This window comes from Congregibacter litoralis KT71, assembly GCF_000153125.2.
Classification (GTDB): Bacteria; Pseudomonadota; Gammaproteobacteria; order Pseudomonadales; family Halieaceae; genus Congregibacter; species Congregibacter litoralis.
On record NZ_CM002299.1, the window covers coordinates 2,961,579 to 2,982,772 of the forward strand.

The following is a 21,194-nucleotide window of genomic DNA, read 5'->3' on the forward strand; positions in this document are numbered from 1 at the left end:
TGCCAGGGCAGCCCCGCTTTTTGTGTTCGTTTTATTCGTTTTGTCTAGCGTGTCTTGTCCGGATTGCTGCGGAAGTTAACCACCCAGGAAAGTCACTAACTGAAACGACAACAGAGCCATGATATAGGCCCCCCCGCTATATGCCAAGAACATGCGGATCGCAAGACGATTGGAGCCCGCCTCTTTGCTGAGCACGGCCAGGGTAGAGACGCACATGAGTGCTACGGCAAAAAACACCAGCAGAGACACTCCCGAGGCCAGTCCCAGATCACTGTTTTGAATCTGCGCGACAAGGGGGACCATGTTTTCCTCGGCGCCCTCGATACCAAAGATCACCCCGAGGGTGCCCACAAACACTTCCCTCGCCAGGAAGGAACTCATCACTGCAACGCCATAGCGCCAGTCCAGCCCCAAAGGCGCAAAGACCGGCTCCACAAAGCGTCCGATCTGTCCCAGCCACGATGTACCCAGGTCAGCCCCGTAATTAGGAAAATAACCGAGCACCCAGATCACAAAGGTAACGGTGACAATAATGCCCCCCGCCTTAGTTACGAAATGCTGACAGCGACGCCAGGACTTGCGTAGCAGAGGCACCAGGGCCGGCACCCGATAGGCCGGCATTTCGAGAACAAAGGGAAGATCCGACTCCTTGGCTTTACTGAAGCGCGACACCATGGCGGTGACCAGCAGGCCACAGAACATGCCGAAGAAATACACAAGAAACATCGCCAGACCCTGATAACCCACGAGCCCCCCCAGGGCCGTGGTACGGGGAATAAACGCGGCAATAAGCAGCGTGTAAACCGGCAGTCTCGCCGAGCAAGGCATCAAAGGGATAGCCATATACGTGAGAAAACGCCGCCGCGGTGAGTCAATGGAGCGCGCCGCATAGATACCGGGAATCGCGCACGCCACACCGGAGAGCATGGGAATAAAGCTTTTACCCGTCAGTCCGAAGAAGCGCAGGGGTCGATGACAGATCAACGCTGCACGGGCCATATAGCCCGAGTCTTCCAGAAGACCGATAACAAAGGTCAGAACGAAAATCTGTGGCACAAACACCAAAAACGCACCGAGACCCGAGAACAATGCATCGGCGGTAAAGTCCTTTAGTAGGGGTGTGCCCATGAGGGGGACAACGCGGTCCGATATCCACACCAGTCCCTGCTCCACAGCGTCCATGGCCGGCGTCGACCAGGTAAAAATAGACTGGAAAAGCAGGTACATAATTGCGAAGAAGGCGATGCCACCAAAGCCCGTATGCAGGAAGAAGGCATCCAGACGGTTCTGGGTGCGAAGAAGCACATCTCCCTTCGGGCCATAATTGCGTGCCAGTTGGTGCGCATTCCCCCGAAGGAGCAGGTCGGGCTCCCCCTTGTCGCTGGGACACACCGGCGCGGAGAGCTGCTCCTCGATGGCCCTGTCAAGGCTGTCCAGACCCTGCCCCGTTCGCGCAGAAATCCCCAGCACTGTGGCACCCAGATCGCGACTCAGCGCCTCGAGATTGATATCAATCTTGTGGTTTTCGAGCACGTCGATCATGTTCGCAAGGACCAGCACCGGTTTCCCGGCGCGACCGCACTCCCGAATGACCTGCAAGGCAAAGTAAAGACTTTTTTCGAGGCGGGTCACATCCATGACGCACAGGACTACCCCGAGCTCCGGATCTTTTAATGCAAGCTCGAACTGCTCTACTGCTACCCGCTCTTCCCCGGATATGGCCTGAAGCGAGTAGGTACCCGGGTAATCGTAAAGGGTGACACCGGGGTGCCCCGAGAGTTTACCGCTGGCGATTTCCACGGTGATGCCCGGAAAGTTAGCAACACGATGCTGCAGCCCCGTGAGACGATTAAACAGCAGGGTCTTCCCACAGTTGGGGCTCCCGATGAGCAGCGCCTTATGCGCGGTGGCGTGCTGGGAATCAGGCATCGTCTTCGGGCCGCACGCGGACGTAACCCGCGACTTCGTCATCGAGGGAAAACACGGTGTTGGCAACCCGATATACCTTGGGTGCACCGAGGGCCGGTGCCTGAAGGCAGCTCACGGTTTCGCCGGGATGAAACCCCAGCTCCATGAGACGGATCCGGTATTCATCCTGTAGGGCTTCATCGAAGCTGTCTATCGCGCCACGCTGACCCCGGGTCAGCATCCAAAGAGATACGGTCACACTATTCCTATTCGCTGCGTCGCTGCTGCGCCTGCCAAAGCTGCGAATAATACCCGTTCTCAAGAAGCAGGTCATGGTGTTTCCCCTGCTCCACCACTTTTCCGTCGTGAAGCACCACAATACGATCCGCATCCACGATGGTGGACAGGCGATGGGCTATCACCAGAGTGGTGTGCTGCTGAGCCATGGAAGAAAAGGCTCCGAGCACCGCCTGCTCCGAGCGACTGTCCAGACTTGAGGTGGCTTCATCAAACACCAGGATGGGCGCGTCCTTGATCGCCGCCCGGGCAATGCCCACGCGCTGCCGCTCACCGCCCGAGAGCTTCAGTCCCCGCTCTCCCACCACCGTATCAAGTCCCGCGGGAAGTCGGGCGACAAAATCCTGAAGATGCGCAGCGGCGACGGCCTTTTGCAACGCCTCCTCGTCCGCGTCGGGGTTGCCATAGCGGATATTTTCCCGAAGGCTGTCGTTAAACAAGACGCAGTCCTGGGGAACAATGGCGATCTGGCGCCGCAGGGAGCGCTGCGTCAGATCCCGGAGATCCTGCCCGTCGATGCTCACCATTCCGGACTGAGGGTCGTAAAAGCGGAACAGCAGTTTTACCAGCGTAGACTTTCCCGCACCGCTGGCGCCCACCACGGCCACCTTTTCACCGCCCTGCACAGCAAAGCTGACGCCCTGAAGGATGGGCCGCGCGTCGTCATAAGCAAAGGCCACGTCCTTGAATTCCAGCACCGCCCTACTCACCTCCAGCTCCCCGGCGTCTTCCTTGTCGGCCACCGCAGGCTGGCGGTCTAACAGCGCAAACAATCGCTCGATATTGGCAAGGGAGCTTTTTATCTCCCGATAGACAAAGCCGAGAAAACCCAGGGGCATGAACAGCTGCAACATGAACTGATTGATGAGTACGAAATCACCCAGGCTCATGCTGCCGCCCTGGACCTGCCAGGCCGCAAGACCCAGCATGGAGGTTTGGGACAGCGCGATAATGAGCGCCTGCCCTCCATTGAGCGCAAACAGCGAGAGACGGTTTTTCCGTCTTGCGCCCTCCCATACGGCGAGGGACTCGTCGTAGCGCCGGGCCTCAAACTCCTCGTTGGTGAAGTATTTCACCGTTTCATAATTGAGGAGGCTATCTACGGAGCGAGTATTGCTGCTCGAGTCTGCTTCGTTAACCTCGCGCACAAAGCGTGTCCGCCAGGCCGTTGCCCGGAAGGAGTAGAGGCCATAGAGGGTGACGGAAGCCAGCACGATAACGGCATAGGGCCAGCCGTATCCCAAGAGGAGAATCCCCGTCACCATGGCAATCTCAAACAGGGTGGGCGCGATATTGAAAATAAAAAACCGCAGGAGGAAACTGATACCGGAGGTGCCCCGCTCTATATCCCGCGCCAGTCCGCCGGTGCGTCGATTGAGATGAAAATCCAAATCCAGGCTGTGGACGTGACGAAACACCTGCAGTCCGATGCGTCGCATGGCGCGCTCCGTCACCCGGCCGAACAGCGTATCCCGCAGCTCGCCAAAGAGCGTGTTGGCGAGGCGGGCCGCGCCATAGGCCAGAACCAGCAGAAGCAGCAACATCAGGGGCGTGGCTTCGGCGCCGGCGTCCAGGCCGTCTACCAGGGCTTTGAGCAGAAAGGGTATCAGCAGCAGGCCACCCTTTGCGGCGAGGAGACACAGCAGGGCCAGCAATACTCGACGCCGGTTCTCCCGGAGCACCGGCGCGAGGCGGCGGTAGATATGGCCCAGCAACCCCGGTTGTAAGGGCTCCGTGGAACCCGTGTTATCGAAGCCCTTCACAGCACGGGAGCGCTAAGGCCGGACAGACCCTGAGACGCTCGCCACTGCCCTTCCTGCTCCTCGGCAAGTCCCAGGCGCTGAAGTTTTTGCAGGGCATCATCTATTTCAAAATCCAGATGCGCCTGCCAGCGGCGGGCAAACCAGGCTTCAATAACATCATCGAGATCTTCGGCACTCATCGCTCGGGACGACCCCAGAAGGAAATACAGCGCTACAAAGGCTTCCTTGCACTCAGAGTCCTCTGCGTCATCCAGCACCCGCAGAAGCACCCCCGCATTGTTGTCCAGCAGTTTGAAGTACAGATCGCGGGTAAGGGCCTGGCGGAACCGCATCTTCCGATTTCGATAACTGGACCACTGCTTCCAGAGATAGGCGCCCAGGGCACTGAATCCCGCGCCAATCATCAGAAGTCCACGCTTATCCAGTACCACCGGTTCACTGTGCAGGCCCAACCAGAAACCACCGAGGGTGCCGAGGAGAATCAGGGGCGCACCGAGTTTGGTCGTCGCCACAATGGCACCACTGGCCACCGCCGGCACGCCGATGAGAAGGCGATCGGTCCAGCGCATCGCGACGCGGGTGTTGGGAAACAGCATTTCCAGATCCGCATCGGGGACGTTTTGAAAAAGCTTGATCATCACCCGACCCGGGGTGAAGTCCCCATCGGTTTTGCTGCCCCGATCCGCAAAGCGCAAAAACAGCACGACGCGATCATAGTTCACAAAATGTGTCCGACGCTTGATGAGACCAAACAGCAGGGGAACCGTTTCCTCCCGCTCGCTGGCTCCGCGGCAATAGAGCAGGACATTATCGAAGTCCTTCATATCGACCTGCAGTCGAATCTGAAACAGGGAAGAACTGCGGAAAGCCTTCTTTAACTGAGCATCCGTCAGTCGCTCGTAATTGGCGCGATCAAGGAGCGCTTCCAGTTGTCTGCGCAGCGCCTCGGTTGCATCACTGCCCTCGGCATCAGCCTCGGGATCAGCGCTCGCGACGTACCGGGTATCCGCATCGGGGTCCAGACTCGCGTAGCAGTCTTTCAGTGCCTGACGACTGCCATGGAACTCGTCGCGAAAAGCATTCTCAATCGCTGCGACAGCTTCCTCGAAGCTCCGCAGTTGCTCGTCATCGAGGCTCTCTTCCCTACGCAGCATCTCCAGGAGATCGCTCCGCCTAAAGGGTATAAAACGAAACCCCGCCAGCGGCGCAGGGCTGGTTTTTCCGGTCGCCGCGGGGTCGCCCGCCTTGTCCTGAGCCGAAGCTGCGGCCACCCGGCACCTCCCTGGATTGCATATCGATGGGGTAAATGAAAGTGAGCACAGCTTGTCATTCCCCTGTCTCCCGATCAAGATAGCGCCCGCGTTTTCCACAGGAAAAAAAGCAGTATGAATTCAGAACTTTGGATAGCGGTGGCGGGAGGCCTGTGCATAGGCACGGCGGCCGTGCTACTCCTCTCTCTCGCCGGCAGAGTCGCGGGTATCAGCGGTATACTCTGGGGTGCGCTGACGGAACAGGCGAGCCACCTTTGGCGCTGGCTGTTCCTCCTGGGGCTTATCGCTGGCGGAGCGGCGGCACATACCCTCCTCGACATACCCCTGCCAACACCCGAGAGCCTTCCGGTCTCCTGGGCGATTGCGGGAGGCCTTCTGGTGGGAATGGGCACGCGCTGGGGAAAAGGCTGTACCAGCGGTCATGGCGTCTGCGGTATCGGCCTTATTGCGCCGCGCTCTGCAGTAGCTACGGTGACTTTCATGGCCAGCGGCATCGCTACGGTGTTTGTGGCACGTCACCTCCTTGGAGCCGGCTGATGAGAGCGCTTGCAGGCTTGTTGAGTGGTTTGGTGTTCGGCTTTGGATTGGTGCTCTCGGGTATGACCGATCGGGATAAGGTGCTGGACTTTCTGGACATTTTTGGAGACTGGGACCCGGCTCTGATGTTCGTCATGGGGTCTGCCGTGGTGGTGACTCTTCTCGGTTTTGCTCTGGTTCGTCGACAGGAAAACCCGTTCTTTGCCCCGGACTTTCATTTTCCTGTGAATCTTGTTGTCGACAGGCAATTGTTAGGCGGTGCCGTACTCTTCGGTATCGGCTGGGGTATTTATGGTTTCTGTCCGGGACCGGCAATCACTGCGCTGTTTTACGGGGAAACAAAAACCTACTATTTCTTCGCTGCGATGGTGGCAGGTATGGGTATCGCCAACCGCATTGAAAACTGGAGACACAATGCCTGACACGCCCTTCTCTCTCGCCGCCTTGAATGAGGCGGCAAGCACCGTCGGCCGCGCAATGCCCCCAACGCCTCAGTATGCCTGGCCGCTGCTCAGCGAGGCCCTGGGCGCGGAGCTCTGGGTCAAGCACGAGAACCACACCCCCACGGGGGCCTTTAAGATTCGCGGCGGAATCACCTTTATGGAGTGGTTGCGCAAAACCCATCCGGATTGCCGCGGCATTGCTACGGCCACCCGGGGCAATCATGGTCAAAGTCAGGCGCGGGCGGCCGCCACAGCGGGTCTTGGGGCAACGATCGTGGTTCCCCGAGGCAATGCTCGGGAAAAAAACGATGCCATGCGCGGCTTTGGTGCGACGCTTGTCGAGCACGGCGCTGATTTTGATGAAGCCAGAGAGGAGGCCTCTCGACTGGCTGCGCTCGAGGACCTCTTTCTGGTGCCGCCCTTCCATACCGCTCTCGTAGCCGGTGTTGCGAGCTATGCCCTGGAGCTGTTCCGGGCCGTAGCCGATATTCGACGCGTCTATGTGCCCATTGGTTGTGGTTCGGGCATCTGTGGAGTCATTGCCGCGCGGGACGCCCTGGGTCTGGATACGGAAGTGATCGGCGTCGTATCCACAGAGGCCACAGCCGCACAGCAGGCTTTTCTGAGTGGTAAACCGGAAAGCACCCCCTCAGCGCAGACCTTCGCCGATGGTGTGGCGGTGCGCTCGGTGGTACCCGAGGCTCTCGCGATCTACGGTAAAGGCGCCAGGCGGGTGATCGCCGTCAGTGACGACGAAATTGCCCATGCAATGCGCCTCTATTTCAGCTGCACCCACAATGTCAGTGAGGGCGCGGGAGCAGCCCCACTGGCGGCAGCCATTCAGGAACAGGAAATCAACCGCGGGGAAAAAGTCGCTGTCATTCTTTGTGGGGGCAACGTGGACACGTCGGTGTTTTGCGAGGTTTTAGCCGGAAAAACGCCACGGATTTAGGCGCTTTTCTGAGACAACCCGGCCCGACACAGCGGGCTCGAGCGGTAGCGGAGGAAACCCTCCTAGGCGACGATAAGACCGGCGGCGTCGGCAGCAGACAAACCCAGCGCGGACACGACCATATTGAAGAACTCGGCCTCGCGGGAGGAAATACTGTCATCGGCATGCATCACGGCCACGAGACCCCGGAGGATTGCCCGACGCTGTTCCATGTTCAGCTTCGGCGCGGCATTGACCAGACACTTTTGCAGGGGCGTTGTCTCGTAGATCTTTGACAGTGCTGCGGTGCGCACCTCGCTGTCTGACAAATCCGTACCCAGTTCTTCCTTGATCACCGATTGCACCGTGGCGATTTCCGCCGGGTGTGTATAAGCATCGGCGTCCGTGGCGCGAGACAGCACCAGCACAAACAGCTCACGGAACAGATCAGAATCCGCTGTTTGCGGAGACTCACCAAAAAGCTGTCTTACCTTATTAAAATCTACCAGTGCCATAAATCCTATCTCCCTGTCCGAGGCTGGCCGACGCACGATCATACTGACTTTTACCCAGCGAGAATACCGCTGGGCTGGCAATCTTGCCAGCGACCAGCCGTTTATTTCACACCCTGGCGGTCGTCATCACTCAGGAGGTAAGCCAAATGCGCCGACCCTGCGTATCTCTCCCGTGAATATTGCTGCCTCTGACGGTCCCGGGAGCGCCCCCGTCAGCGGTATAATGGACGTCTACTTTTGCGAAAATCGTCATGAAAAAGAACCTTTTCATCGCAACGCTAATTGGCGTTGGTTTAATGCTGTGGCTGGCGTCGGGCATGTTCGCGCCAGGACCGGAACCCACCCTGGATACCAAGACGGCGCCGCTGGCTGACCGGGAACAGGCGCTGCCGCGGGTGCGCACGCGGCAATTCAATGCCGAGCAGCGAACCCTGACACGGATTCTACGCGGAAAAACGGCCAGCAAGCGGAGCGCCACGGTCAGCGCAGAAACGGCCGGTCGCGTCATTGCCAGGCCCGTGGAGCGCGGCGATCGCGTTGAGGCCGGCACCCTCCTTTGCGAACTCGCAATCGATGATCGCGAGGCCGCGGTAGCAGAAGCGGAGGCAGCGCTATCCCAGGCCGAGCTGGAGTATCGCGGCGCGCTGGAGCTTCAGGACAAAAATCTCCTCTCCAAAATCCGTATCGCGCAGGTCGCGGCGGAACTTGAATCGGCGCGCGCGGGTCTTGCTCGACAACAACTCAATCTTGCCCGAACCCGGATTACCGCCCCCTTCGATGGCGTTATCGAAACCCTGCATATCGATGTGGGCGACCTCGCCAGCATCGGCGAACCCTGCGCCACCCTCATCGATCTGGACCCGCTGCTCATCGAGGCCAATGTCTCCGAGCAGGATATTAACTACGTCGGCCTCGGCAGCCCCGTCACCGCCCGCACCAGCACCGACGAAAAGCTCCTTGGCGAAGTCACCTTTGTAGGCAGCGTCTCCGATGCCGCCACACGTACCTACCCCGTGGAGATCACGGTGCCCAACCCCGACTATAGACTCCGGGCCGGCCTCACAACCGTAGCCAGCGTAGAGACCGAAACAGTATTGGCTCACCGCGTGTCGCCGGCGCTGTTCACCCTCAACGACGCCGGGGTGATCGGCCTGCGCGCCGTCAACCGCGACAGCCGCGTTGTCTTCCACCCCGTCACCATCGTTGAGGACGCCGCCGATGGTGCCTGGGTAACCGGCCTGCCCGGAGTAGTCCGTCTCATCACCGTGGGTCACGAGTTTGTCTCCGCAGGCCAGGAAGTAGAAACCGTGGACGAGAGTCTCGCCCCGGCGACGGCCAGTCTCCTATGAGTGGGTACATCGACAAGGCCATCGACAGGTCGCGAAGCACCCTGATGCTCATGGGTGTTTTGGTACTGGCGGGACTGATTTCGCGGTCAGCGCTGCCCATCGCCAATGATCCGCACATCGTCCTCCCCTATTTTTACATCGGCATTCCCCACGAGGGCATTTCTCCCGAGGACTCCGAGCGACTCCTCATCCAGCCCATGGAAATCGAGCTCCGCAAAATTGAGGGACTGAAGGAAATCAGCGCCACCGCCTCCGAAGGCTATGCCACCTTGTTTGTGGAGTTCGAACCCAGCGTGGATCTGAACGTCGCCCTCACGGATGTGCGTGAAGCCGTGGACCGGGGTAAGTCAGAGATACCCACCACCGCCGAAGAGCCGGTCGTGCGGGAACTCGATGTGGATGATTTTCCGCTGATCCAGATCAACCTGCTCAGTCGCGGCGCCAGCGAACGTCAGATCTACGAAACGGCGCTGAGCCTCCGGGATGACATTGAGTCCATCCCCTCGGTGCTCACCGCCGAGATTCGCGGTGACCGCGAAGAAGTCCTCGAGGTGATTATCGATCCCCAGGCCCTGGAGGCCTATCAGATCTCCAGCGAGTCTCTGGTGAGTATCCTGCAAAGAAACAACCGCCTGATACCTGCGGGGAGCGTCGACACGGGCAATGGGCGCTTTTCTGTAAAAGTACCCTCCGTCGTGGAGTCCGCCAGCGACATCATGGACCTGCCCGTGCAGGTCAGCGGAGACTCCGTGGTTACGCTGTCGGACGTCGCCAGCATCCGCCGGACTTTCAAGGACCGCACCAGTCATGCGCGCTTCAACGGTGTGGAAACCATGACCGTAGAGGTGAAAAAGCGCGTTGATGCCAATGTCATCGATACCTCTGAAGCCGTACTCAAGGTCGTTGAAGAGGCGACCGCCGGACTGCCCTCCACCATCCTGGTGGTCCCCTCCCAGAACACCGCGGACTTTGCACGCACGCAGGTCACGGAGCTCCAGGGCAATATCATGACGGCCCTCGCCCTGGTCATGGTGATCGTCGTCGCCGCCATGGGTTTTCGCAGCGGCGTCATCGTGGGCCTGGGAATCCCCTTTTCCCTGCTGTTTTCCATCATCATCATTTACCAGCTGGGCTACACCTTCAACTTCATGGTGATGTTCGGCATGTTGTTGGGACTGGGCATGCTCATTGATGGCGCCATCGTGGTGACGGAGTACGCAGATCGCAAGATGAGCGAAGGCCTCGATCACAAGGAAGCGTACTCCGAGGCCGTCAAACGCATGTTCTGGCCCGTGACCGCATCAACGGCGACTACCCTCGCCGCATTTTTGCCCCTGATCTTCTGGCCCGGCATCTCCGGGCAATTCATGCGCTATCTCCCCGTGACCGTGTTTACGGTGCTCAGCGGCTCCCTGGTCTATGCCCTGCTCTTCGGCCCCGTGCTGGGATCGATTTTTGGTAAGCCCACGGTCCACAGCGCCGCGGAACAGGCCACCATGGAGGAGCTGGATCACGGCGACCCCACCCAGCTTAAAACCATTACCGGCGCCTATGCCCGAATGATGGCCTGGATTACGGGACACCCTCTGACAACGGTAGGCACGATTTTTACGCTGCTGTTCTGTGTGTTCTGGGCCTATGGCAAATACGGTGCGGGGATGGTGTTCTTCAACGACTCCGATCCCCAGTTCATCTCCATGTCTGTCAGCGGGCGGGGCAACTTTTCTGAGGCGGAGGTCAACAAGCTGGTCTTGGAGGTGGAGCGCGAGGTATTGCAGGTCCCGGACATCCGCTCCGTCAACACCCGCACCATTCTGCCCGGCAGCGGCGGCGGTGGCGGTCGCAGCGGTGGCGCTGTGAACGATCGCATCGGCAGCATTTTTCTGGAGCTTGTGCCCGAGTGGGATCGCGATCGGGATGGCTTTGCTGTCATTCGAGAATTGCGGGAGAGAACCCGGGACTTTGCGGGTATCAATGTCGAAGTGAGCGCGATGGAACAGGGCCCGCCCGTGGGCAAGCCCATACAGATTCAGCTTCGATCGCGACACCGGGATCTCCTCGAACCGGCCATGCTGCGCATTCGCCAGCATCTCGACTCCCTGCCGGAGCTTATCGACATCGATGACACCCGGGCCCTGCCCTCCATCGAGTGGCGCATGCAGGTAGACCGTGCCCAGGCGGCACTCTACGGTGCGGATGTACAGTCCGCGGGCGTTGCCCTGCAGCTGGTGACCAATGGCGTCAAAGTCGCCGAGTACCGCCCCGACGGCGCCGATGATGCCGTGGATATCCGGGCGCGCTTTCCCATTCAGGATCGCGGCATCCGCGCTATGGACAACCTGCGGGTGAGCACATCCCAGGGACAGATTCCCCTGAGCAACTTTGTGCGCATCCAGCCTGCACCCGGCGTAGACACCTTTCAGCGCATCGATACCTTCCCCGTTGAGCGTATCCGCGCCAATGTCGTGCAGGGCGTTCTGGCGGACACCATGGTCGGAGAAATTCAGGAATGGCTGGAAACCCAGACCTTTGATCCGAGACTCACCATCGAATTTCGCGGTGCGAACGAAGAACAGGCGGATTCCATGGCCTTTGTCCAGGGTGCCTTTCTGCTATCGCTTCTGTTGATGTTCGTGCTGCTGGTTACCCAGTTCAACAGCTTCTATCAGAGCGGGCTGATACTTCTCGCTGTCATCATGTCGACGGCGGGGGTTTTGCTGGGATTAATCATCACCGGTAACCCCTTCAGCGCCATCCTCACCGGCGTCGGTGTGGTCGCCCTGGCGGGCATCGTGGTGAACAACAACATCGTACTCATCGACACCTTTAACGTTGTGCGCAGCGAGAATCCGGAGCTCAGCGTTCAGGACGCCATCGTCCGCGCCGCAGCACAGCGACTGAGGCCTGTCATGCTCACTACCGTGACGACGGTCTTTGGTCTTCTACCCCTGGCTTGCGATCTGTCCATCGACATCGTCAATCGCAGTATCACCGCCGGAGGGCAAATGGCGACCTTCTGGGGCCCCCTGTCCCAGGCCATCGTATTTGGACTGTCCTTCGCAACGGTATTGACTCTGATTGCCACACCCGCCCTGCTGGCCCTCCCCACGGATCTGAAAAACCGCTGGGCTGCCCGGGGCAGCAAAAAAGCCGCGACGCCCAAACAGCAGGATGCGGTCACCGCCTGAGTCCTGGTCCTCAGGCGGGCCTTGATTTCAGCATCCGGACGGCATCGACCTAGGGCGCAGCGAGGAGATCCAGCGCCATGGCCGTGATGGCCCGTCTTCCCGTCTCAAGGGTAGGGGCGGGATCCGGTGCAAAAAAGGCGGAATGCAGGGAGGGCAATCGTGCTTCCCCCCGCCGGGCCTTGTCCCACAGAGGCTGTGGAACGGTCCCCACGCGAATCATAAAAGACGGAATCTTTGCGTCCGTGCGTCCGTAGCGCGAAAAGTCCTCGCCGCCCATTTCCTTGGGTATTTCCTTGAGAACCCCATCGCCGAGTTCCGCGCGCATGGCCGCCACTCCCCGAGACACCAGTGCGGGATCATTCCAAAGGGCCGGCGTGTATTCATCCTTCACCACCACTTCGGGTTTCTTGTCCTCGGGAAAACCCAGGGCCTCCGCCTGTTTCACGGCAATGCGCTCAATACCGGACAGCAGCGTTTCGCGAACTTCATCCGAGTAGGAACGCACGGTGAGTTCAAGAATCGCCTTGTCAGAAATTATGTTGTGCTTCGTGCCCGCATGGATCGAACCCACGGTGACCACCCCCGGCTCTGCCGGGTGAATGGATCGCGACACCAGGGTTTGCAGGTCCATAATCACGGCAGCGGCTAACACCACCGGGTCTTTGGCCGTATGGGGATAGGCGCCGTGCCCCCCTACGCCGTGGAGTGTGATGTCCACGCTGTCGACATTGGCCATCATCCAGCCCGAGATATAGCCGATCTGTCCCGCAGGCAGGGTAGCGATGGTGTGTACCGACAGGTTGTAGTCCGGCTGGGGAAAGCGCTCAAAAAGACCGTCCGCGAGCATATCCCGGGCCCCCGCACCGCGCTCCTCCGCCGGCTGCATAATCACCATGAGCGTGCCCTGCCATTCATCACGCCGCTCCATGAGCTCCAGAGCTGCCGCGGTGACCACGGTCATGTGCACATCGTGACCACAGGCGTGCATGACGGACACTTCCTGTCCATTCATCTCCGTGGCCCGCGCAGTGCTGGCGTAGGGCAGGCCCGTATCTTCCTTCACCGGCAGGCCATCCATATCAGCGCGGAGCATCAGGACCGGGCCCTCGCCGTTTTCCAGCATAGCGACGAGCCCGTGGCCACCCACGCCCTCGGTAACGGTGAATCCGGCGCCGGTGAGCGTCCCGGCCGGGGTTGCCGCGGTCTGCTCTTCCTGAAAAGACAGCTCAGGGTTTTCGTGGAGATACTTGTAGTAGGCAAGCTCATCAAAGGGGGCGGCCTGCAGGGTTGACGCACACAGTGCGGCACACAAAGCCAGGGGGAGAGTTCGACGCATGGTGAGTCCTCACAAATTGGAAAATCCAGTCTAGCAAAGTCCGGGAATGCAGATGCCCGACCGACGCGCATCCCGTACAATGACACATCGCCAGCGTCAGTTAATGCCCTTGCCTAAAGACACGGAACAAGCTCCTACACCGCAATCGGAGAACGGCCTCAAGACCTATGGTCGCCTCCTACGCTATGTGCGTCCCCTGTGGCCGGCGTTTTTAGTCAGCATGCTGGGGTTTGTGCTTTACGCCCTGACCCAGTCCGCGTTTGCCGGTTTGATGCAGTATCTGCCCGCCGCTTTCGACGGCAGCCCCCTGGGGACTGCTGGCATTATGGCTTCGGACAATCTTCGCAGCTGGGAGCAAAAATTCGGCCTGAATGAGGCGGAGAATGTCCGGTTGTTTCTGCCCCTTGCGCTCATCGCCATTGTGACCGTGCGCGGCCTCGGCTCTTACCTTGGCAGCTACTACATCACCTATGTGGCCCGACACGTGGTGAATCAACTGCGCCTGGATGTGTTCGCGCACATCAATCATTTGCCCGCCGCCTATTTAGCGCAGCGCAATTCTGCCGAGCTCATTTCTCTCATCACCTTTAATATCGAGCAGGTCGCCGCAGCGGCCTCCACCGCCATCAAAGTCATTGTGCGCGAGGGGCTCACGGTGATCGCGCTTCTGAGCTATATCTTTTATCTCAATTGGAAACTGTCGCTGCTGTTTGTCGTGCTGGCACCGGTGATCGGCGGCATCATCAGTCTCGCCTCCTCACAGTTTAAAAAGTACAGCCGCCGTATTCAGGACTCCATGGGAGGGATTACCCGGGTCGCCGCAGAGGCCATCCGTGGCTTCCCCGTGGTTCGCGGTTACGGCGGCACCGCTGCAGAAAATGCGCGCTTCGAGGAGCGTAGCCGCTACGCGTTGCGCCAGGACCTCAAACTCGCGCGGGTCAATGAAATCAGCACACCGGTGATTCAATGGCTGACCTACACCGCTCTTGCGGGACTTTTCTGGTTTGGCCTGGACCCGGCGCTTCGGGGGAGCATGGATGCGGGGCAGTTTCTCGCCTACATCACCGCCGCCAGTCTCGTCGCTAAACCCCTCCGTCAGCTGACCCAGGTGAATGCCCGTATCCAGCGTGGTATCGCCGCCGCCGAAAGCGTTTTCGACGTCCTGGATCAGCGTCCCGAGAACCCGGGCGGTAAAACCCTGGACGGCCCCGCGAAGGGAGCGTTCACTCTGAAGCAGCTTCACTTCCGCTACCCCGGCGCTGAGGAGGACACCCTCCACGATATCTCCCTGGACATCGCGCCGGGAGAAACCCTGGCCCTGGTGGGGCGCTCAGGCTCGGGTAAAACCACCCTGGTAAATCTATTGGCAGCGCAGTATCCGCCGCCCGAGGGCACCCTGTTGCTGGATGGCGAGGCGATGGAATCCCTGCAATTGTCGACGCTACGCCGGCAAATCGCCTTTGTGAGCCAGCACACCACGCTGTTTGCAGCGAGCGTGCGCGAGAATATTGCCTATGGGGATCTGGCGACTGCCGATGACGAGGCGATCAACGAGGCCCTGGCCCAGGCCAATGCCCTGGATTTCGTCCAGCGCCTGCCCGCGGGGCTGGACACTATTTTGCGGGAAGAAGGCGATGACTTCTCCGGCGGGCAGCGGCAGCGTTTGGCCCTCGCCCGGGCGTTTCTCAAGGACGCGCCGATTCTCATCCTCGATGAGGCCACCTCCGCGCAGGATGCCGAAAGCGAAAAGCTCATTCAGCAGGCTCTCCAGCGCATCCTGGCCGGTCGCACGGCCATTATCATTGCTCATCGCCTGTCTACCGTAGAGCAGGTTGACCGCATCGCGGTCATGGATCAGGGCTCCGTGGTGGAATTAGGCACCCACGGAGAACTCCTCGCGCAGCAGGGGCTCTACGCGCAGCTTTATCAACAGCAGCTCCAGGGATGAAAGTCCTTCAGGTACTTCCCGCCCTGGACACCGGCGGCGTTGAACGGGGCACTCTGGATATTGCCAGAGCGCTTGTGCAGGCGGGCCATAGCTCCTCGGTGCTCTCCGGCGGAGGTCGCATGGTGTCTCGTCTTCAAAAGCAGGGCTCGGACCATGTCCTCTGGTCCCTGGGCAAAAAATCGCCCCTAAGCCTTCGGCACGTACGCCCTCTCCGGCGCTGGCTGGCCTCCCAGCACTTTGACATCCTTCACCTGCGCTCACGTATGCCCGGCTGGCTGTGCTGGCTTGCCTGGCGCGGCATGGACCCCGCTACCCGCCCCCGTCTTGTGACGACGGTGCATGGCATGCACTCCGTCAGCCGTTATAGCGAGATCGTCACCTGTGGCGAGCGGATCATCGTGGTCTCCGAATCCATTCGGGACTATGTGCTCGAGAACTACCCACGCTGCGATCCGGACAAACTACGGCTCATCTATCGCGGCATCAATCCCCTGGAGTTCCCCCGGGGACATCAGCCCGCGGAACAATGGCTTTCGGACTGGTACCGCGAGTTCCCCCAACTGCTGGATCAGCGCGTGGTCACCATGGCCGGACGCCTCACGCGACTCAAGGGGCACCACGATTTTGTCGATGTCATTGAACAGCTGCGCAAGACAGGGCAGCCCGTCCACGGCCTCATCGTTGGCGGTGAAGACCCCAAGCGCATCGCCTATGCGCGGGAAATTTACCAGGCCGTGAAAGAACGGGGACTCGAGGAACATCTTACCTTTGCGGGCCACCGCGGCGATCTGCGCGACATCTACGCGGTGTCCGATGTTGTTCTGTCCCTGTCCACCCAGCCGGAATCCTTCGGGCGCACCGTTCTCGAGCCTCTCAGTGAAGGGCGGCCCGTGGTGGGCTACGACCATGGCGGCGTCGCAGAAATACTCTCGGCCCTGTATCCCCGGGGGGCGGTGCCCGTGCGGGACACCGCGGCAGCGGCGACCCAGGTGGCCGCGATTCTCTCGGGACAGGTCGCCCCTCCGCGCCGTAATACGCAGTTTCTTCTGGATGTCATGGCGCGAGACACCCTCAGCGTCTATGAGGAACTTCTCTCGGCGCCGCGGGCGCTTTGAGACAGATCCCCGTTGCGCGGCAGGCATCTCTACAACCCAGGCACCACAATAGAAAACGCTTACAGGAGTCCCACATGTTAATGGCCCTATCCACCTGGTGTGACGTCGAAGCCTATCTTGAGCGCAGTCGCAGCATTCTATTGCCCATCGGATCCATGGAGCAGCATGGTCCCACGGGGCTCATTGGCACGGATGCTATCTGTCCCACGGTGATCGCCGAAGCCGCGGCCGCCGAGGACCCGGAGATACTGATCGGCCCGACCTTCTCTGTCGGTTGCGCCCAGCATCACCTGGGATTTCCCGGCAGCATGACCCTCAGACCCAGCACCATGATTGCTGCCATCGCTGACTGGAGCACATCCCTGCGCCGTCACGGCTTTGAGCGTATTTACTGGTTCAACGGCCACGGGGGCAATGTGGCCACGATTGCCGCCGCCTTTGCTGAAGTTTATGCACAGCGCAGTTTCGCAGGGGCAGATTCGGACATACCGGCCTTGCAAATGAAGCAGCGCAACTGGTGGGAACTACCCGGCGTCATGAGCACCTGCCGGCGTCTTCATCCAAAGAACGAGGGCTCCCACGCCACGGCCTCGGAGGTGGCAGTGACCTACGCGGCCTATCCCGAGCAGGTTCGAAATCTGGACCTGGATCCCAAGGTAGCGCCCAGCGGTGGTTTCAGCGATGCGGACGACTATCGTCGTCGCTATGCCGATGGCCGCATCGGCTCGGATCCCACCCAGGCGACGGTTGCTGCAGGCAAAGAAATCATAGCCGCGGCTGCCAACGCCCTGCGTGAGGATTTTCTTGCCTTCGCCCGTTGCGAGGATTAGGACGAAGACGTCACGGCGTCCATCGCCGCAAAGCCCTGGGCCAGGTCCGCTATCAGGTCCTCGGGGTGCTCCAGGCCGATATGCAATCGAACGAGACCCTCGTCATGAGCGAGGGGAACACTGGCCAGGTTACGGGTGGCCTGCATGGGCAAACAAAGGCTCTCAAAACCGCCCCAGGAAAAACCCACGCCAAACAGCTGCAGGGCATCCACAAAGGCGGCCAGTGCCTCCTCGGTCTCCCGCCTCATCACCATGCCAAAGAGTCCGTTAGCGCCCTGGAAATCCCGTTCAAAGATGGCGTGCCCGGGGCAGGACTCCCAGGCGGGATGCAGTAAGCGACGCACCCGGGGCTGCTTCTCCAGCCAGGCGGCGACGCACCGGGCACCCTGGTCATGAACGCCCATGCGCACGGCGAGGGTTCGCAAACCCCGGAGGGCCAGATTGGCATCATCGGGCGCAAGATGCATGCCGTGCGCAAGGGTGTGATGGTGAAGCTGGGTATAGAGTTCGGGACTCCGCATCGTGGTCACACCAAAAAGACAGTCCGCATGCCCGTTGAGGTATTTCGTACCCGACTGCATCGCCAGATCCACACCGAAATCCAGGGGGTTAAACAGCAGGGGGGTGGCCCAGGTATTGTCGATGGCCGTGAGCAAACCGTGCTGTTTCGCGACAGCGACAATCGCCGGCACATCCTGAATCTCAAAGGTGGCCGATCCCGGGGATTCCATGAAGATCATGCGCGTGCTGTCATCGATGAGCGACTCCAGGGACTCATGTTTCAGAGGATCGTAGAAGCTTGTGCGCACCCCGCGGCGGGCCAGGCTGCCCACGCAAAACTTCCGCGTGGGGCCATAAACGCTGTCCACCATCAGCAGATGGTCACCGGGAGAGAGGTAGCAGTTGAGGATGCTCGCAATAGAGGCCGTGCCCGAGGTAGCGAGCACCGCACCCACGCTGTTATCGAGCTCGCAAATCGCATCTTCCAGGGCTCGGGTGGTCGGTGTTCCCATGCGCCCGTAATACATATGCTCGCGATCCAGGGGCGCCGCTTCCCGCGCCTTGAGCGCCGCGTAGTTTTCAAACAGCACCGTTGACGCGTGAAAAACGGGGCCATTGACCACCCGGGGGTCGGGACGACCGGCGTGGACAATACGAGTGTTCAGATGCCGAGCATCGGCTGCGGGGGGACTGGACTGCTCTGTCACATCGTTGCTCACGTTCTTCTCCACATCCTTCTCCACGTCCCTCTCCAAGTTGTGCTCTAAGTTGTGCTCTGAGTTGTGCTCTGAGTTCTTCTTCACATTTTCACCCACAGCAGCGCCTGCGGCTCAAGGAAGACGGAACAGAGGCTAGCACTGCCCCGTGGGTTTCCACCAGTACCTCTGGACGGCCAAACCCCCGTCTGCGACAGTAGGCTTTTTAAGGGAAACAGCCCATGAGTGAGCTCATTCTTCATCAATACGCGGACTCCCCTTTCTCAGAGAAGATCCGTGCCATTTTTGGCTTTAAAGGTCTTCCCTATCAAAGCGTCGATATACCGGCAATCATGCCAAAGCCGGACCTCGTGGCATTAACCGGCGGCTACCGCAGAACACCTATCATGCAACGCGGCGCGGATATCTACTGCGACACGGCCCTGATTGCAGCCGTCATCGAAGACCACAGCCCTGAAAACCCTATCTTCCGAGGCCCGGGGCTGGCGCAGGCCGTTGCAGCGGCACGTTGGACCGACAGCGAGTTTTTCCGCGTCTGTGTCGGTCTGGTTTTTCAGCCTAGAGCGCTCGCGGCCAATCCGCGCTTCAAAGACCCCGGCGCCGCCGAGGCCTTTGTCAAAGACCGGGCGGCATTCACCAAAGGTAGCCCGGGTCTTGCGGTGCCCCTGCCTCGCGCCGAAGCGGTGTTCCGTGAGCACCTCCGTGCCATGGACCAGAGCCTGGACCGTCAGCACTTTTTAGGCGGCGACGCACCCGACATTCTGGACTTTTCCACCTGGCACCTGTGCTGGTTTGTACATCGCCAGGAGGTCTTACGCCCCTACTTTGAAGGTGTTCCGAAGGTAAACGCCTGGCTTGAGCGGATGGGCGGTTTCAGCACGGCGCCCGTGGCAAAAACCCTCTCCAGTGAGGAGGCCATCGCTATCGCCCGAGACAGCAATCCCCGGAGGATCGAAGAGCCAAAGATTGATCCCGCAGTGGGGATGGCTCCGGGTACCATGGTCAGCGTTCTCCCCACGGACTATGGTTTACAGCCGGTGACGGGGTCTCTACTTCACGTCGATGACCGGCGCATTGTCGTCGCCCGGAGCGACGAGCGGGCCGGCGACCTCCAGGTACACTTCCCCCGTTACGGCTTTGAACTATCCCTTGCAGGAGAAACGCCATGAAACATATCGATCCCAGCCGCGCACAGTTTGATGCCTTCAAGGCGCTGCCGCGAGACACGCCCATCATGATGCTCAACCTCATTCGTCTCAAGGAAACCGCCACCTACCCCGACGGAGAAACCTGCAGCGGTGCCGAGGCCTATCGCCGCTACGGAGAGTACAGTGGTCCGATTTTTCGCGAGCTCGGCGGAGAGATTCTCTGGCGGGGCCATCAGGAATGTATGCTCACGGGCCCCACGGACAAGCATTGGGACATAGCCTTTGTGGCGCGTTACCCCCATGCCGGGGCATTTCTGGCCATGGTGACCAATCCTGATTACCAGGCCATCGTCATACACCGCAGCGTCGCGGTGGACGACAGCCGTTTGATTCGCTTTGGTGTTGATGACGCCGGCGACGGTTTCGCGGGCTAGGCAAGCTCCAGAGTTTATGCGCTGGAACCGCAGGTAAAAAGCGCGATCAGTCAGGGCGCCCAGACCCAGGTTCGGGGCTCAGGGCACAAAGCCTTCGCCGTCAGGGCAGGCCTCGCCTTCCCCCTCGCGAAAATGATTGATGATCAGGGACTGCCTACGCCCCTCGCCTTCCATGGCGGCTATATTGCGCAACTCCGCGTCAATATCGACCAGCCATGGAGCGCCCCCCGCTGCAGTTGCAGTTGCAGTTGCAGAGAGGTAGCGACGCTCAAGATCCAGATACGCCCCGGTCATGGCGACGGCATAGGCATAGCCCGTCGCACAGTCGGTAAAACTGGCAGCGTCCGCAAAGTACCGAAAAGTCCCCGTCAGGGACACGGGGAACTCGGCAGCTTCAAACACCCCCTGGCGCTGCAGGGCATAATTAAGATCTGACTTGATAGCTTTACCCTCGCGGTCAAGCATCTCTAACGTTTCGTCACTGACCACGGAGAAATACATCCCTCCCTGTCCCGCCCCTTGCAATACCAGGCGCTGCCCGTCGCCCTCGTAACGCCATCGGCCCAGCGCTACGGCGAGATGTTCTCTATCCACATACTCCCGGCGTAAATGAAAACGCCTCTCGGGCCAGAGATCGAGGTGCCAGAGCACGCCGGGACAATCCGCGCAGGGCAGACGGCCCTTAAAACTTGCAGGAACCTCAAGGGCAAAAGCCGATGGCTCTGCGCCCGCTGCCTGGCACGGCAGCACCCATAGCAGACAGAGGGCCAGAAGCGCGCTGGGAAAGAGGGTCATCGGTCCACGGGAGTCGGACAAAATAGGGGGCATAGAATCAAACCCAAACATAGAAGGGCTATGATTCATTCATCACGGGTCAGGCGCAAGCGCCGATGTATAGGGCGGTTACTTTTGCCGCAGACTTGCACCCGGGGGCCAGGAAAGACAAAATAGAAGAATAATTCTC

At 60.0% G+C, this 21,194-nt stretch carries 18 protein-coding genes; 10 read left to right on the plus strand and 8 right to left on the minus strand.

Annotated elements, in window-relative coordinates:
• Positions 1 to 75 precede the first annotated feature (75 nt).
• From feoB to KT71_RS13515, 4 genes are read right to left on the minus strand one after another with little or no spacing between them, the layout of a single operon-like run.
• On the minus strand, positions 76 to 1,929 hold the full coding sequence (gene feoB / locus KT71_RS13500) for a ferrous iron transporter B (RefSeq protein ID WP_008294817.1): 1,854 nt from the start codon (positions 1,927 to 1,929) through the stop codon (positions 76 to 78).
• Positions 1,922 to 2,167 (minus strand): FeoA family protein, encoded by a 246-nt coding sequence (locus tag KT71_RS13505; protein WP_023660060.1) that lies wholly within the window; start codon positions 2,165 to 2,167, stop codon positions 1,922 to 1,924. The genes feoB and KT71_RS13505 overlap by 8 nt, the downstream gene beginning before the upstream one ends.
• 7 nt (positions 2,168 to 2,174) lie before the next feature.
• Positions 2,175 to 3,920: an ABCB family ABC transporter ATP-binding protein/permease gene (locus tag KT71_RS13510; RefSeq protein ID WP_202962460.1), complete on the minus strand. Its 1,746-nt coding sequence runs from the start codon at positions 3,918 to 3,920 to the stop codon at positions 2,175 to 2,177.
• Between the two features lie 44 nt (positions 3,921 to 3,964).
• Positions 3,965 to 5,239 carry a TMEM143 family protein gene (locus KT71_RS13515; RefSeq protein WP_008294814.1) on the minus strand — a complete coding sequence of 425 codons (1,275 nt, stop codon included), beginning with the start codon at positions 5,237 to 5,239 and terminating at the stop codon, positions 3,965 to 3,967.
• Positions 5,240 to 5,353: 114 nt separating this feature from the next.
• On the opposite strand from KT71_RS13515, the gene KT71_RS13520 reads away from it, so the two are divergent.
• Genes KT71_RS13520 through KT71_RS13530 form a run of 3 tightly spaced genes read left to right on the plus strand, consistent with a single transcriptional unit; the run spans position 5,354 to position 7,171 of the window.
• Positions 5,354 to 5,776: a YeeE/YedE family protein gene (locus tag KT71_RS13520; RefSeq protein WP_008294813.1), complete on the plus strand. Its 423-nt coding sequence runs from the start codon at positions 5,354 to 5,356 to the stop codon at positions 5,774 to 5,776.
• Positions 5,776 to 6,198, plus strand: coding sequence for a DUF6691 family protein (locus KT71_RS13525; RefSeq protein ID WP_008294812.1), 423 nt, complete (start codon positions 5,776 to 5,778; stop codon positions 6,196 to 6,198). The genes KT71_RS13520 and KT71_RS13525 overlap by 1 nt, the downstream gene beginning before the upstream one ends.
• A complete protein-coding gene (locus KT71_RS13530; RefSeq protein ID WP_008294811.1) occupies positions 6,191 to 7,171 on the plus strand; it encodes a threonine dehydratase in 981 nt (326 codons plus the stop codon). Before KT71_RS13525 ends, KT71_RS13530 begins: the two co-directional genes overlap by 8 nt.
• Before the next feature lie 62 nt (positions 7,172 to 7,233).
• Here KT71_RS13530 and KT71_RS13535 read toward each other — a convergent pair whose 3' ends face one another.
• Complete coding sequence (locus KT71_RS13535; protein WP_023660061.1) at positions 7,234 to 7,665, minus strand: TerB family tellurite resistance protein; 432 nt, start codon at positions 7,663 to 7,665, stop codon at positions 7,234 to 7,236.
• Positions 7,666 to 7,916: 251 nt separating this feature from the next.
• Here KT71_RS13535 and KT71_RS13540 point away from each other — a divergent pair, with 251 nt between their 5' ends.
• Both KT71_RS13540 and KT71_RS13545 read left to right on the plus strand, forming a co-directional pair.
• The gene (locus tag KT71_RS13540; RefSeq protein ID WP_008294809.1) at positions 7,917 to 9,014 is read left to right on the plus strand and encodes an efflux RND transporter periplasmic adaptor subunit; all 1,098 of its coding nucleotides are present in this window, start codon (positions 7,917 to 7,919) and stop codon (positions 9,012 to 9,014) included.
• The gene (locus KT71_RS13545) at positions 9,011 to 12,202 is read left to right on the plus strand and encodes an efflux RND transporter permease subunit (RefSeq protein ID WP_008294808.1); all 3,192 of its coding nucleotides are present in this window, start codon (positions 9,011 to 9,013) and stop codon (positions 12,200 to 12,202) included. The genes KT71_RS13540 and KT71_RS13545 overlap by 4 nt, the downstream gene beginning before the upstream one ends.
• A 49-nt stretch (positions 12,203 to 12,251) precedes the next feature.
• On the opposite strand, the gene KT71_RS13550 is transcribed toward KT71_RS13545, so the two are convergent.
• Entirely contained in the window at positions 12,252 to 13,538 is a 1,287-nt protein-coding gene (locus KT71_RS13550) for an amidohydrolase (RefSeq protein ID WP_008294807.1), read from the minus strand.
• A 52-nt stretch (positions 13,539 to 13,590) separates the two neighbouring features.
• On the opposite strand from KT71_RS13550, the gene msbA reads away from it, so the two are divergent.
• The 3 genes from msbA to KT71_RS13565 all read left to right on the plus strand — a co-directional run bounded on the left by msbA (position 13,591) and on the right by KT71_RS13565 (position 17,431).
• Positions 13,591 to 15,486 (plus strand): lipid A export permease/ATP-binding protein MsbA, encoded by a 1,896-nt coding sequence (gene msbA, locus KT71_RS13555; protein WP_023660062.1) that lies wholly within the window; start codon positions 13,591 to 13,593, stop codon positions 15,484 to 15,486.
• Positions 15,483 to 16,601 carry a glycosyltransferase family 4 protein gene (locus KT71_RS13560; RefSeq protein ID WP_008294805.1) on the plus strand — a complete coding sequence of 373 codons (1,119 nt, stop codon included), beginning with the start codon at positions 15,483 to 15,485 and terminating at the stop codon, positions 16,599 to 16,601. The genes msbA and KT71_RS13560 overlap by 4 nt, the downstream gene beginning before the upstream one ends.
• A gap of 74 nt (positions 16,602 to 16,675) precedes the next feature.
• Positions 16,676 to 17,431, plus strand: coding sequence for a creatininase family protein (locus KT71_RS13565; RefSeq protein WP_023660063.1), 756 nt, complete (start codon positions 16,676 to 16,678; stop codon positions 17,429 to 17,431).
• On the opposite strand, the gene metC is transcribed toward KT71_RS13565, so the two are convergent.
• Positions 17,428 to 18,675: a cystathionine beta-lyase gene (gene metC, locus KT71_RS13570; protein ID WP_202962352.1), complete on the minus strand. Its 1,248-nt coding sequence runs from the start codon at positions 18,673 to 18,675 to the stop codon at positions 17,428 to 17,430. The two genes, KT71_RS13565 and metC, sit on opposite strands and share 4 nt — an antisense overlap.
• A 194-nt stretch (positions 18,676 to 18,869) precedes the next feature.
• On the opposite strand from metC, the gene KT71_RS13575 reads away from it, so the two are divergent.
• Together KT71_RS13575 and KT71_RS13580 are read left to right on the plus strand one after the other, a co-directional pair.
• Entirely contained in the window at positions 18,870 to 19,817 is a 948-nt protein-coding gene (locus KT71_RS13575; RefSeq protein ID WP_008294802.1) for a glutathione S-transferase family protein, read from the plus strand.
• Entirely contained in the window at positions 19,814 to 20,230 is a 417-nt protein-coding gene (locus KT71_RS13580) for a DUF1330 domain-containing protein (protein ID WP_008294801.1), read from the plus strand. Before KT71_RS13575 ends, KT71_RS13580 begins: the two co-directional genes overlap by 4 nt.
• Positions 20,231 to 20,308: 78 nt before the next feature.
• On the opposite strand, the gene KT71_RS19770 is transcribed toward KT71_RS13580, so the two are convergent.
• On the minus strand, positions 20,309 to 21,058 hold the full coding sequence (locus tag KT71_RS19770; RefSeq protein ID WP_169729159.1) for a copper resistance protein NlpE N-terminal domain-containing protein: 750 nt from the start codon (positions 21,056 to 21,058) through the stop codon (positions 20,309 to 20,311).
• Positions 21,059 to 21,194: the final 136 nt, after the last annotated feature.